The following is a 13,335-nucleotide window of genomic DNA, read 5'->3' as shown; positions in this document are numbered from 1 at the left end:
CTTTGTTTTCTTTCGGAAAAAATATTGTGTCAGTGTCGCAGCGCTTCCGTAGACGACCGCGCCCGCAGCACAGCCTGCCGGCGCGTGTCGCTTGGCGAACATCCAAACCTAGTCCGGTAGTGTCGGCAGAATTGCGACTGGTCGGAAAATCCCCAGCGATAAGCAATTTCCGCGATGGTGGCCGTGTTGGTCACCGACATCAGTTCCTCTGCGCAATGGTCGAGGCGGCTGTCGCGAATGAAACCGTTGATCGACTTATTGCTCTCCTGGAACAGGCCTTGGAGATAGCGCAGCGATATTCCGCCAGCTTCCGCCACAGCTTGCGGGCCGAGGGATCGCTTCTTGATATTGTCGCGAATGAACTGCTCGGCGCGGTGCAGGTGCCCCGCACGGATGGAAGAAACGCTGCTGTCCAGCACGCGGTCATCACTGACGATCGACAGACACAGCATCTCGAGAATATGTCGGCCGGTCATTTCGCGCGCCGCGTCGCTCAGATCAGCAACATGGCCGATGGTGGTACGTACGGTATCGAGAAACAGGGCGGCAACGCCGCTCGTGCCATCGAAACTGAGGGCGCTGAACCTGTCGGTCGAGCCAATGCGCGAGCGCACGCTGGCGGATGGTACTTTCAGCACCCATAAGGCGTTGGGCCGTCCATGCCAGAATTCGTAAGGCGCATCGCCACGCTCCAGCAAAAAGCCACCGGGATTGCATTTGACGCTGCGCGAGCCTTGCGAAAAATTCACTTCACTCAATTCGGGAATGGAAACCAGAAGACTGGCATCGTTTTCATTGAGAAAATGGCGGCGGTGGCGACGGTAGCTGACGCCATCACACTGCATTCGCGAGACACCCACAAGTCCGAGAGACCAGCTTTCCAACTGACCGGTGAATTCCCGCCGGTTGCGATATTCCGTATCCAGCGGAAAGTATGTTTCCGTTACTGCGGCCTGCCAGGCATCGCCTCCTGCAAGACCGCCGACCTTATCGACGACGTATCTCATTCTTCGATATTCCCCTGTGGTCCGGCTTTTCCGGTTCCTTTTATTGACCTCAAGATACATCAAATTCGGGGAGCGTATTGTGAAAAAACGCACAAGTTTCTGAACCCAGCCGTATCGGGCGCAAAGGATAGCGGCCTATTAGGTCGGTATTTTTGGTTGTGCTGCTGCTTTGGGCTGCCTATCCTGCCCGTGGCGATGCGTGCAACGCATGTGTTCCATTCGGGAGTTGACGCGTTCAGGTTGCCAATGGCCCGAATGCAATAATGCGAGGAGACGAGAATGTCCGACGAAAAGACCGTGAAGGACTGGGCTGGGCTTGCGGAAAAGGAACTCAAGCAGTCGCCGGATAGTCTCGTTTGGCAGACGCCTGAGGGCATCGATATCAAGCCGCTCTATACCGCCGAGGACATCAAGGACATTCCGCATCTCGACAGCATGCCGGGCTTCAAGCCCTTCGTGCGCGGCCCACGTGCCACCATGTATGCTGGCCGTCCCTGGACCATCCGCCAATATGCCGGATTCTCCACGGCGGAGGAATCCAACGCGTTCTACAAACGCAATCTGGCCGCCGGACAAAAAGGTCTCTCGGTCGCATTCGACCTTGCAACCCACCGCGGCTATGACAGCGACCACGAACGCGTGGTTGGCGATGTCGGCAAGGCAGGCGTCGCCATTGACAGCGTCGAGGACATGAAAATCCTCTTCAATGGAATACCGCTCGATGAGATGTCGGTGTCCATGACGATGAACGGTGCCGTCATTCCCATTCTCGCCAGCTTCATCGTCGCCGGTGAGGAACAGGGGTGCTCGAGAGCAAAACTGTCCGGCACCATTCAGAACGATATTCTCAAAGAATTCATGGTGCGCAACACTTACATCTATCCGCCAGAACCCTCGATGCGGATCATTGCCGACATCATCGAATATACGGCAAAGGAGATGCCGCGCTTCAATTCCATCTCGATCTCCGGCTACCATATGCAGGAAGCCGGTGCGACCTTGGTGCAGGAGCTGGCCTTCACGCTTGCTGACGGACGCGAATATGTTCGCGCGGCGTTGAAGAAAGGCCTCAATGTCGATGATTTCGCGGGCCGTTTGTCGTTCTTCTTTGCCATTGGCATGAACTTCTTCATGGAAGCAGCAAAGCTTCGCACAGCCCGTCTGCTTTGGGCCCGCATCATGGAGGAATTCCAGCCACAAAAGGCGTCGTCCTCCATGCTGCGCACCCATTGCCAAACATCGGGCGTGTCGCTTCAGGAGCAAGACCCCTACAACAACGTCATTCGCACCGCCTATGAAGCGCTGTCTGCTGCACTTGGCGGCACCCAATCACTTCATACAAATGCGCTTGATGAGGCGATGGCGCTACCGACCGATTTCTCCGCCCGCATTGCCCGCAATACGCAGCTTATTCTCCAGCACGAAACGGGTGTCACGAAAGTCATCGATCCGCTGGCCGGCTCCTATTACGTCGAAAGCCTGACCAACGACCTCGCTGAAAAGGCGTGGGCCTTGATGGAAGAGGTGGAAGCCCTCGGCGGTATGACAAAGGCCGTGGATGATGGTCTGCCGAAGAGGCTGATCGAGGAAGCGGCCACCAAGCGACAGGCAGCGGTGGACCGTGGCGAGGAAATCATCGTCGGCGTCAACAAATATCGTCTGGAAAATGAAGACCCGATCGACATTCTCGATATTGATAACAGTGCGGTGCGCGCTTCCCAGATCAAGAGACTGGAGACAGTCCGCCGTCAGCGAAACCAAGCGTCGGTCGATACGGCTCTCTCAACCCTGACCGAGATTGCCCGCAGCGGCACCGGCAATTTGCTGGAAGCTGCCGTGGAAGCTGCCCGCGCCCGCGCAACGGTTGGAGAAATTTCAGACGCCATGCGCATCGTCTTCGGGGATCATGCAGCCGTGCCGGAAGTGGTGCATGATGTCTATGGCGCGGCTTACGAAGATGATCCCGAATATACGACGCTGTGCACACGCCTTGGTGAACTGTCCAAAGTCGTTGGCGCCAAGCCGAAAATGTTGATCGCAAAGCTTGGTCAGGATGGCCATGATCGCGGTGCGAAAATCATTGCGTCGGCTTTCGGTGACATCGGCTTCGATGTTCTGGCAGGCCCCCTGTTCCAGACCCCGGAAGAAGCCGCGACTCTTGCCGTCGAAAACAAGGTTCATGTCGTCGGTATGTCGTCTCTGGCGGCTGGGCACAAGACGCTTGCCCCACAACTTGTACAGGCCTTGAAGGACAAGGGCGCGGAAAATGTCATCGTCATTGTCGGTGGTGTGGTTCCGCGACAGGATTATGAATTCCTTCTGGCAAACGGTGTGGCCGCTGTCTTCGGCCCCGGAACCAATGTGCTGGAAGCCGCCCGTGCCGTGATCGATCTGATGCAGGGACGGCTTCGCAACGCGTAGCGACGATCTTACTGGCGGCCTTTACAGTGTCGCCAGCAATCGGTTGTTCAGCATGCCTGCCGATGCCTGTTGCATGGCGACTTTCTTTTCGATCGCTTCGATAATCGTGTCGGTAAAATCCACGTTGGCCAGCTCGCGGATGTGCGACAACCCGCCGGGTGAGAAAACATTGACCTCGAGGATCTTGTCGCCGACAATGTCGAGACCAACCAGGAACATGCCGTCTTCCACCAGTTTCGGCCGCATCATTTCCGCCAGCTCAATCACCGCATCGCTTACCTCGACTGCCTCTGCCGTGCCGCTGGCATGGATGTTGGAACGGAGGTCACCCTTGGCAGGGACACGGCGAAGCGCCGCATATTGGCCATCCCGCATCAAGGGCTCACCATTCATCATGAAGAATCGAATGTCCCCCTCTTTAGCAGCAGGCAGATAGGCTTGCGCAATTAGATACCCCTCAATGCTGACGGCTTCGAATATCTGGTTGAGATTGGTCTCCTTGCTCGACCCGATCTTGAAGACATTCTTGCCGCCTGAGCCCTGCAAGGGCTTCACGATAACACCTTTGGGGTGAGCATCGGCAAAGGCCCGAATTTCCTCGACGTTGCGGGAAATCAGCGTCGTCGGTCTGACGATTTCTGGAAAGCTCTGGAAATAGAGTTTGTTCTGGGCAAGCGCCAGACCTTCGGGATCATTCAGCACGACGACGCCCCGCTGTTCGGCCAGCCGCCCGAACAGAATACCGGAATGCACAGCCCAAGGACGCGCGGTTTGATCCAGGGACGGATCGTTGCGCAGCATCAGAACATCAATTTCTTCGATGTCGATGGTTTCCCGCTCCAGCTTCTTTTCCTGAAGCACCGCATGGAAATTTTCGGTCTTTTTGTATTTTTGGCGCGGTATGGCGAGGCCATGCACCACCAGAGAATCATCTGGACGCAACGTGAAATCGCCCGGCGTCAGATAGATGACCTCATGGCCGCGGTTGAGTGCGGCCATTGCCAACAGCCCAGTCGCAAATGTCGGCTGCTCGCCCTCGATTGAATTGACGAAAAATGCGATACGCATGTGCCCTCCCTTACAAAGTTGCCATTTCGGCTATCGATAATCCTGATCTTATTGTCTCTAGGCGTTCAGTGGCTCTCGCGGGCGCAAGAAACGCTGGCCTTATGGCCGGAGGCCGCAGCAGTCCCCGCAATGCCAGTTCCTGCATGATGGGGAAATGAGCCGCAGAAATCTTGCCCATCCAGAACGGGTCCAGCGCTCCACCCTTTCGCAAATGCTCAAGGATTTCATTCAGGCCACGAAGATAAATCGCGTCCTTGGAAAGCCCTCCCCCGCGGTAAATTCTCAGCACCATGTTGAAAGCCGCCGCGTCATCAAAACCATGTGCGTCCGTCATAATACGGTAGGTGTCCACAAAGCTCGCGCCATCCAGCATGGCGGCACAGCCAACCACGCGCCCGGCAATCAGTCGCAACCGTTCCCGCGTCATGCCGCCAGAGAGATGTTCGGCCAGCACGGCCAGCCCCTCCTGCACGCCCTCGTAACCTGATAGCCCTGTCCGAAAGAGCCGCAAACCCTGAGCGGAGCCGTTGAAGTAGGTGAGGAGATGAACGCCGATCTCGTGATGCAACAGGGCATCCAGACGCCTTTTTTCCATGACGGTGTGGCGGGAAACGAGCAGCTTGTTGCCCGAGACCATTAGCCCCGGCGGCAGGTCGTCACGAATGTCAACACGGGCATCAAACTCAGGGTCTTCATTGTGATAGGCCTTCACCATCTCGCGGGCTTTTTTCGTTACCTCGTAACAATCCACCATGGCAATCTCCTCACCATGGTCTGGACGCAGGCACTGCGCCAAAACGGTTTCGGCAAGAGCCAGCAAGGGCGGTTCGACGGAGCCATAAAGCGCGCGGCTGAAATCCGTGAACTGGCGTTTGTGCAGATGCGCCAGCATGCTGAGCTGGAGATCGATCTCCTGCTGTTTTTCACGATAGAGATGGTAAAGGACCGGGTCTTCAAGATGATCGAAGGCCACTGAATAAAGTTTGCGCTTTTGCTCCTCGACATCGACGCTCAACGGTCGATAGAGAAAGTGTGGAGCATATTGGAAGTCGCTCGCCTTGAAATCCGCAAACGCTTTGCGCGCATTGATCGGCGTCACCGAGAGAAGGAAGTCGAACGACGCGGCGATGTCATCGACGGACCTATCGGCGCGGCGCACAGCATCCACGAAGGCCTGGCGACCTAGGGCGCGGTGAGATGTCACTTTCAGCGTTTCCGACGTTGTCGAAAAAGCCGCAAAAGCCCGAAGCCCGGCATCGAACAAATCCGCGATCATCGTCTCGCGCAGACCGGGATAATCGGCGCCGGATTCCGGTTGACGGTAGATCGGTGCGAAACGCACGGCAATGCAGGGAAACCGTAGTCCAGCTGACTTCAGCCTCAAAACAGGATCATGCTCTGCCTCGGGATAGGTGATGCGTGGCGTGCGGAACCGGATATCTGCATCGCAGACGGCTTTGATAAACACCCGTTTTGCGTTTTGTGTTTCGGCTTCCGGGGTGGCAGAGACCTTCACGTCATAATGGGGCAGAAAGGGAGAGTCATCGGCCAGCAGAACATCGTGTTCCAATTCGCCCATATCGAGCACGATGAACGTGCCGAAGTGCTTCGCCATCTCGGCGCCGACCATATCCAGAACAGGCATGGCTTCAGCGATGTTAGCGGCAATGAGGTAAGACGCATTCGCCGCCGCAATGTCACGCGCCGCTAAATCCTTTGAACCATTGATGAGGTGCAGACAGATGAAGGGCAGCGGTCTGTCGATGTGTAGCCGACCGTGATTGCCTATATCGTGGCGAATGGCCTTGCCCGCTTCCAGAAGCGCGGCTACCTCGTCCAGCCCATGAGGCTCATGGCTTACAGTCTTTGCCGGTGATGCACTCATCTGCGCGCATCCAGCAATTCTTCCAGGACCGGCTCGAGCGAGGTTATCGCATCTCGAATATCCTGAATCATTTGGCTGTCTGGCTGCCCGGTCCATTCATCCATGAAGATTTTCTTGAACTCGATTGCAATCGCACAGCCATGCTCAGGAAATCGTTCATGTACAAAGCGCGTCTGCTCGCCCTTGCCCTGAAACGCAATATTTTCCCGAACATCGAGCTGCCGACCCCCGATCGTGGCTGCCCTGAAATGCCGGATCGTAGCATCGATGACATCTGCCCAGCGGTCCCTATCCATTGAAATGGTGCCAATATTGATATCAGGCGCCTTGTCCTGCGATGTGGGCTGCGCTTCGGGGCCAGAGCGCCGGTGGTTGTAGCTGTGGACATCCAGAAGCACGAACGCTCCATGGCGGTTTTCGAGCCGTTTCAGCGACTGCTCGAGCATTGCGTAATACTCATAATGAAAGCCGAGCGATTGCGAAATTGTCTGTTCAGATGGCCGGTTCGCCCAAACCTTCAGCCCCCAGGCCTGCTCAGGCTCAAGATAAATTGCCTCGTCTCTTGCGCGGTTGAGATCGACTTCAAAGCGGGAATGATGAACGACGATCCGGTTCACCAACCCGGAAATCATGTCTGCAGTAAAAGGGTCCTCCTCACGAAGCCGCTCCTCGTCGGAAAGCGCCATCAACTGACCAATATCCCGTCGTGTGCCATGTCCGTCATGTATGGCCGTGCCGATAACCGGAGAATCACCATTTTCAACCGACCAGAAGCGCCGCTCTCCAATGGTCGTTTCTGCTGCCAAAGTGCTCATCATTCCCTCTCATAGGTTGATTTGCAAACACCAAAACGTGCAACTTGTTCCGTATTCTTATTGAGGAGCCGCTTATGTTCATCCATTTTAAGAGCTGACACAGCGTTGGGTCACAAAACCATCAAAAACTTGCAACACCACCGCCAGAACAGAGATTTAGCCCTTGCACGCAACCGCTTTGCTGGTTATGAGAACGCCCGCACGACCTCAAACGTCGTGCCCGCGGAGAGGTGGCAGAGTGGTCGAATGCACCGCACTCGAAATGCGGCATACCTGCAAGGGTATCGTGGGTTCGAATCCCACCCTCTCCGCCATCATGATCCTTCGGATATTAGGCTTTTCAGCTAGCTCCTAACTTTTGATCCGTTGAGGGTGAGGTAACAGCTTGACGCAATACGTGAGGCACAATCGCGTGCTCATCAACACAGAATTGTTCCGCCGCTTGAGGAGGACCAAACCGTATGAACCAACTTTCCATTAAAGATCGCTTGCATGCAGCGAGGCGCGTGCTCTTCGGCCGATCTGACAACGCCGTAATATGCAGTTTCTGCGGAAAATCCCGACAGGACGGCGTTGGTAATATCGTTGCGGGACCAAGAGTGGCGATCTGTGCATCATGCGCTCGCATCGCCTTAGACTGGAACCTTACCAGCTATTTTCAGGATATTACAGGCACCACGATCGACACATTCTCGATCTTTTATCAACATCAAGCATGCTTGCTCTCACAACATCGGAGCCAGATTGATGAGGAACTCCAATGGTGTGCCGGGGCATTTGATGCCGAGTTGATGGGTTGGAATTATGGCTGGGCGAAAGGTGATTTTGTTGATGGGTTGACGGTTTACGTACGGATCCGAAATGACGTGAATATTGCTATTTTCAGAGAGACATTCACCCAAACTTACCTTCGGTTGGCGTCAAGCGATATGACTTCACCACGTACATCCACATTGGCGGCACCTTGGCCGAGTGAAACCATGTGACCGGGACACGTATCATTGAGTTCTGCCAGTTTGCTGATTATGAACCTCCACTCGACAAACGCTGAGGTAGTTTGGGCTCAGTTGCCGCTACAGAAGTTGGGCCACATTGACGCCATGCCAGTGATTTCCGATGCCCCTCAGCAACGTCAGCAAAATGCCTGGCGCACAAATCGATCCGCACACGTCCGATCCGCAAATGCCACGTTCAATATGGAAATGGCCCTGCATGCCACAGGGCCATTGTCGTATCTTATGAGCTTCGCACGCAGTTTACATTGCGGGCAATACAGCGATGTCGCGGATTTCGGCGGTGGTGCCGGTGATTGCTCCGACTTCCGTGGCTGCTCCGGTTTCGAGGTTTACAGTATAGAGCGTCTTGTTGGCAGCTAGATAGGCGGTGTTCTTGCCGCCATCCATGCCCTGGATGTCGAAGGCATAGGTTGCGGGCTTTTCTTTCAGGCCAAGCTTTCCGATTGCCTTCAATGTGCCGTCGTTTGGCTTGGTCTGCTGGATCAGCGCGCCGATGGTGGCGTCGATGTTGTACATTGCGGTTTTCTCAGGCTTGCCGATGGAGTTCGTGTAGGCTGCCGCAACGATGTCTGGCGTTTCGCCCTTGTGCATATCGCCCTCTTCGAAAGCGAGCGTACCATCGACCGTTACTGCGCCCGTATCGGGATGAACGCGGTGGTTCGTGGTACCGCTCATGAAGCGGAGGCGGTCTGCCATGGGGTTGAAATCGACGACAACCGGGGCTTGGGTGACTGTCAGCGTCTTGTCCATCTTGGCAACATCGGTTGCAGCACCGGTCTCCAGATTGATGGACACGATCCGGTAATCCGGGGTCACGCCGATGACGGTCTTGTTTGAGGGTCGGAAATCAATACCAACCAGTTTTTCAACGCCGGTGACATCCATCGTCTGGGTGACAGCTGGCTTTTGCGTATCGAACATGACCAGCGTCTTGTCACCGCTCAACCCCAGAACTGGAGCGGCGATGCTTGTTCCGGCGGTTGCAGCAACAACAGTGGACGCGATCAAAGCGAGGCGAATGGTGTTCATATCTTTCTCCCGTGCGTTTATCCGTTTGGAAGTCATCCGGCCCTCGGCTCTGAATGCTTCCATTGGATAGACACATCAGTCGATGGGTTTGGATGCAGCCGTTAAAATTATTTTTTCGTGCATCCAAATATTCCCTCTGTGGGTATTGAAATCATATGCCATGCTGGTGACAGGATGAGACGTTGAAAAGGACAGGATGCTGATGGGCGTTGTGCCTGATGATTTGAACACAGCCCTTGTTGCATGTGCAAAAGGCGACAAGGGCGCATTGCGGCGCATATTCGATCGTGAAGCGGGCCAGTTGGTCGCGGTTGCGCAGCGGATCGTGCGGCGACGCGATCTGGCGGAGGACGTGGTGCAGGAAGCGTTCATCCGCATCTGGACCCATGCGCATCAGTACAGTGTCTATCGTGGATCGGCACGCGGCTGGATTTACGCGATCGTTCGCAACCGCGCGCTCAACCTGCTTCGCGATGGCAGGCGTGAACACACGGTGGCAGAGATCGAAACGCTGAAAGAGAGTGACCAAGCGGACGAAATCCTGGCGACGTGGCAGAAGCTGGATCGCAATTCGCGGCTTTATGATTGCCTTGCCAATCTCGATGAGACGAAACGGCGCGGTATTTTGATGGCCTATATCAACGGCTACACCCATGGCGAAATCGCTGGCCGATTGCAGATGCCGCTTGGGACCGTGAAATCCTGGATCCGTCGCGGACTTTCGACATTAAGGGAGTGCATGGCATGACGAGAGAGCAAGAGGACGTTGCCAACACTGCCGACGAATACGTGTTGGGCCTGATGGATGATGCAGACGCGGCGAAAGTGGAAGCCGCGATGGAAGATGACGCAGCGTTGCGGGACGCGATCGCAGCCAGCCGTGAGCGATTCCTCCCCTTAGACACCAGCATAGAACCATCTACTGTTGATGACAGTCTGTGGCAACGCATCGAGGCGGAGCTTCCACCTCAAAAGCAGTCTAGGACGCCACCGTCCAGACTGAGTGCCCGGAACCCGATAGCCAACGATAACCGCGCGGGTCCATGGCGCTTGACCGCCATCTCGGCGATTGCGGCAAGTTTGCTGCTGGCGATCGGATTGACTTTCAGTCTCTTGCGAACAGTGGACCCCTTGGTCGTCGCTGTCCTCGTCAATGACACGGGCGACGTACAGGCCGTGGTCGAGGATTTTGGAAACGAGAATGCGACTGTCCGGTTGTTGGCAGACTTCGATGTGCCGAAGGACAAGACGATCCAGGTCTGGACCTTACCATCCCAAGAAATGGGACCGATTTCGCTCGGTCTGCTTGAAGGTGTCCGCTCCGCCAAGCTCGCAGGACCCGCTTTACCAACGCCGCGCGGAAATCAGCTTTACGAAATTACGCTCGAACAGGCGGGCGGATCGCCCACCGGTCGCCCGACAGGTGCGATACTGGCAAAAGGATTTGCGCGCTTTCCACGGTGATGGTCTAACGCGCCACCGGCGTGGCGTCGCGCTTGGGTTGGCGATACGATCTCGAAGGAGCGGTCTTGGAAATCGACCGGTAGATTTCGGCAGTTCTCATGCCGATGGCACGCCAATCGTACTTTGCCATGACCTTTGAACCGTTCTGCCGGACGCGGGCAGTCGATGTGTTGGCCATTTTGCTCTGAAGCGCTGCGGACAAGGCGGGGATATTGCCGAGAGGGAAATAGGAACTGTCTTCCAGCGCCAAAGCGAGATTTGCCTCGATGTCGCTGGCCAAAACCGGAAGGCCGTGCGCCATGGCCTCAAGAAGCGCAATCGGCATCCCCTCATGGCTTGACGGAAGCACGAAAAGACCGGCATTGGCAAAAAGGCTGGCGAGTTTCTTGCCCGACTGCACACCTGTCAAAACCACGTCCGGGTTGCCTTGTGCACGGGCGTGAAGTTCGGTGACGTAATCACTGTCCAGATCGCCACCGCCAACCAAGACCAGCTTGGTGCCCTTCAGCTTTGTCCGAGCGAAGGCATCGATGAGGTCGAACTGGCGCTTTTCGGCAACCAGTCGCGCCACGAGCAAAACATATTGGCCCTTTTTCAAGCCGAACTCATCAAGCACACTGTTTTCGAGGTTCTTCGTATCAACCTTGACGCCATTGGGAATAAAATGGACAGGGGATTGGAAGTCCTTCTGCATGCGGTCGGCGATATGCTTTGCAATCGCGATACGGGCGTGGGAAAACCGCATTCCTGCCCATTCACCGAGCTGTAGAACCCGCTTTTCCACGGAATTCCATTTCTCCCGGTCGTAATCATAGCCATGGTGCGTGAAGACCACCCGCAACCCTAAAAGCCTGGCAAGCGGGGCAACGAGCGATGGACCGACGGCGTGAATATGGACGATATCCGGATTGAGAAGGCGCGCTTTGAAAAGAGCCAGTACGGTGTGGAAAATCGCTTCCAACCGCGCATTGCGCGGCGCCCAGAGTGGATGCACGGTGATGCCACGCCACACGTAGGGAGCGGTATCGGCAACGTAATTCTTGCGGGCAAAGACATGAACATCTGCGCCCAAATCAACGAGATTGGATACGAGCTGCTCGACATGGGTTTCGACGCCACCCTGGACATTGGGAATGCCCCGCAAGCCAATCATGCAGATGCGCATGGAATCGAGGAAATTGGTATTGTCTTCCAAACACACCGTGCTCATCGCCTCAGGTGCAGGCCGCAACTCCCGTGTCTCAACATGATCCATAGCCCGCTCCTAATTCATATTAGAACATTAGGATATAATAACTTAAAATCTCGATTAGGCTAGCGGATTCGGGGAAACATGCGATTGATCCCGCGCGTATAGTAAACGGCGCGGCTGCATAAATCCGAACGCTAGACCGCAATCTTCGATTCGGCATTGTCCTCTCGCCTGATAAACCTATACCCGAGGTTGATCATTGGCTTCTCCAAATACTCGTAGACGAACACTGACATGGCGAGGGTCAAGGCCAGGATGACAAGCGCAATCGGAAGATCGATCGACGTTCCCGTGAGTGGGATCAGTGAAAACACCATGAGTGCAGCGATGCCGTGGAAGAGATAGATCGAATAACTCAGAGCACCCAACCATGAGAGAAACGGGTGATTGGGACGTCCGGTTTTGACCGAAAACACAAAGACGAAGAGCGCAGCGAGATAACTCGCGAGGATTGGAAACTCTCCGACAAGAAAAAACCCGTCCTGCCGCGAGAGCGAAAACTCACCGATGGTGAGAAGCACGCCTGTCTGCACGAGCAAGACGAAGATGGCCCCCACCCAAGCACCGGCAAGCCTGTCCACCAGCGCCATGCGCAACAACAGGCCAAGGTAGACAAACGAGACATGCAGGCTGATATATTGCACGGGCAATGCCAGCCCGGCTGACCGGAGGACAATGGGACCTGCGGTGGCGAGGACAAGCAGAGTAGCGAAGGAGGCGATGACGGCGGGACGGTATAGGACGCGAAGCGTGAACAGGCCTGCCGACAACACGTAAAAGACGATCTCGCTTGTCAGGGTCCAGTAGGCACCAGACATCCATGGCTGGTGGAATAGCGATGGCACCATGGTCATGTTTGCGAGAACGGTGGGAAGCGACGGCATTTGCCCATGCATCGTCGAGGCGATGCCCAAGCAAAGCAGCGCCAGCCACATCGCAGGAAAGAGGCGAAAGAAACGCGAAATCGCGAAGCGATGCAGCGGATAGCGACCCTTGATGCTGAAGGGGACGACAAAGCCGCTGATGAGAAAGAAAAGGACGACGCCGAACCGCCCGGCATCGAAGTGGGCGATGCTCGTTGCGGCAACCCGAAAGGCTATGCCCTGCTGGTTCGTCGCTTCACGAAGAATATCGCCGAACAGGTGTTGGACGACAACGGCAAGGGCCGCGATTGCCCTGAGAGCATCGATGTTTTCGTAGCGATTGATACTTCTTTGAGGTCCAGCCTGGTTGGCAGCGACAGTGGTCGGCAAAACACCGGCTCTTGCAAGACTTTCTCGTGAATGCATCAAACCACGCCTTTCCGCCAGATCAGCTTAGAGCTGAAGCTCAATCTCGATATGAAGATTAGCGTATTGCAGTAAATTCTAAAATAACT

11 protein-coding genes and 1 tRNA gene are annotated in these 13,335 nt (G+C 55.6%); 5 read left to right on the top strand and 7 right to left on the bottom strand.

What is annotated here, in order from left to right; translation table 11 throughout:
* Positions 1-29 precede the first annotated feature (29 nt).
* Positions 30-1,007 (bottom strand): AraC-like ligand-binding domain-containing protein, encoded by a 978-nt coding sequence (locus tag RRU01S_RS06600; RefSeq protein WP_045229415.1) that lies wholly within the window; start codon positions 1,005-1,007, stop codon positions 30-32.
* Between the two features lie 279 nt (positions 1,008-1,286).
* Here RRU01S_RS06600 and scpA point away from each other — a divergent pair, with 279 nt between their 5' ends.
* Entirely contained in the window at positions 1,287-3,428 is a 2,142-nt protein-coding gene (gene scpA / locus RRU01S_RS06595; protein ID WP_045229414.1) for a methylmalonyl-CoA mutase, read from the top strand.
* Positions 3,429-3,449: 21 nt separating this feature from the next.
* Here the strand turns inward: scpA and RRU01S_RS06590 are convergent, their stop codons facing one another.
* Genes RRU01S_RS06590 through RRU01S_RS06580 form a run of 3 tightly spaced genes read right to left on the bottom strand, consistent with a single transcriptional unit; the run spans position 3,450 to position 7,196 of the window.
* A complete protein-coding gene (locus RRU01S_RS06590; RefSeq protein WP_045229413.1) occupies positions 3,450-4,496 on the bottom strand; it encodes a glutathione synthase in 1,047 nt (348 codons plus the stop codon).
* Between the two features lie 10 nt (positions 4,497-4,506).
* Positions 4,507-6,381: a flavohemoglobin expression-modulating QEGLA motif protein gene (locus RRU01S_RS06585; RefSeq protein ID WP_045229412.1), complete on the bottom strand. Its 1,875-nt coding sequence runs from the start codon at positions 6,379-6,381 to the stop codon at positions 4,507-4,509.
* Positions 6,378-7,196: an N-formylglutamate amidohydrolase gene (locus RRU01S_RS06580; RefSeq protein WP_045229661.1), complete on the bottom strand. Its 819-nt coding sequence runs from the start codon at positions 7,194-7,196 to the stop codon at positions 6,378-6,380. Before RRU01S_RS06580 ends, RRU01S_RS06585 begins: the two co-directional genes overlap by 4 nt.
* Before the next feature lie 224 nt (positions 7,197-7,420).
* On the opposite strand from RRU01S_RS06580, the gene RRU01S_RS06575 reads away from it, so the two are divergent.
* Positions 7,421-7,510, top strand: a tRNA-Ser gene (locus RRU01S_RS06575).
* 147 nt (positions 7,511-7,657) lie between these two features.
* Complete coding sequence (locus RRU01S_RS06570; RefSeq protein ID WP_045229411.1) at positions 7,658-8,182, top strand: ClpX C4-type zinc finger protein; 525 nt, start codon at positions 7,658-7,660, stop codon at positions 8,180-8,182.
* Positions 8,183-8,452: 270 nt separating this feature from the next.
* Here the strand turns inward: RRU01S_RS06570 and RRU01S_RS06565 are convergent, their stop codons facing one another.
* Entirely contained in the window at positions 8,453-9,241 is a 789-nt protein-coding gene (locus RRU01S_RS06565) for a DUF4394 domain-containing protein (RefSeq protein WP_045229410.1), read from the bottom strand.
* A gap of 202 nt (positions 9,242-9,443) precedes the next feature.
* Between RRU01S_RS06565 and RRU01S_RS06560 the strand changes: the two genes are divergently transcribed.
* Together RRU01S_RS06560 and RRU01S_RS06555 are read left to right on the top strand one after the other, a co-directional pair.
* Positions 9,444-9,989 (top strand): sigma-70 family RNA polymerase sigma factor, encoded by a 546-nt coding sequence (locus RRU01S_RS06560; protein ID WP_045229660.1) that lies wholly within the window; start codon positions 9,444-9,446, stop codon positions 9,987-9,989.
* Positions 9,986-10,705 (top strand): anti-sigma factor, encoded by a 720-nt coding sequence (locus tag RRU01S_RS06555; RefSeq protein ID WP_045229409.1) that lies wholly within the window; start codon positions 9,986-9,988, stop codon positions 10,703-10,705. The genes RRU01S_RS06560 and RRU01S_RS06555 overlap by 4 nt, the downstream gene beginning before the upstream one ends.
* Before the next feature lie 4 nt (positions 10,706-10,709).
* On the opposite strand, the gene RRU01S_RS06550 is transcribed toward RRU01S_RS06555, so the two are convergent.
* Positions 10,710-11,960 (bottom strand): glycosyltransferase family 4 protein, encoded by a 1,251-nt coding sequence (locus RRU01S_RS06550; protein ID WP_234902030.1) that lies wholly within the window; start codon positions 11,958-11,960, stop codon positions 10,710-10,712.
* A gap of 131 nt (positions 11,961-12,091) precedes the next feature.
* Positions 12,092-13,246 carry an acyltransferase family protein gene (locus RRU01S_RS06545; protein ID WP_081880008.1) on the bottom strand — a complete coding sequence of 385 codons (1,155 nt, stop codon included), beginning with the start codon at positions 13,244-13,246 and terminating at the stop codon, positions 12,092-12,094.
* Between the last annotated feature and the right edge of the window lie 89 nt (positions 13,247-13,335).

The organism is Agrobacterium rubi TR3 = NBRC 13261, from assembly GCF_000739935.1.
GTDB lineage: Bacteria > Pseudomonadota > Alphaproteobacteria > Rhizobiales > Rhizobiaceae > Agrobacterium > Agrobacterium rubi.
This window is presented reverse-complemented; position numbering and strand designations above follow the sequence as displayed.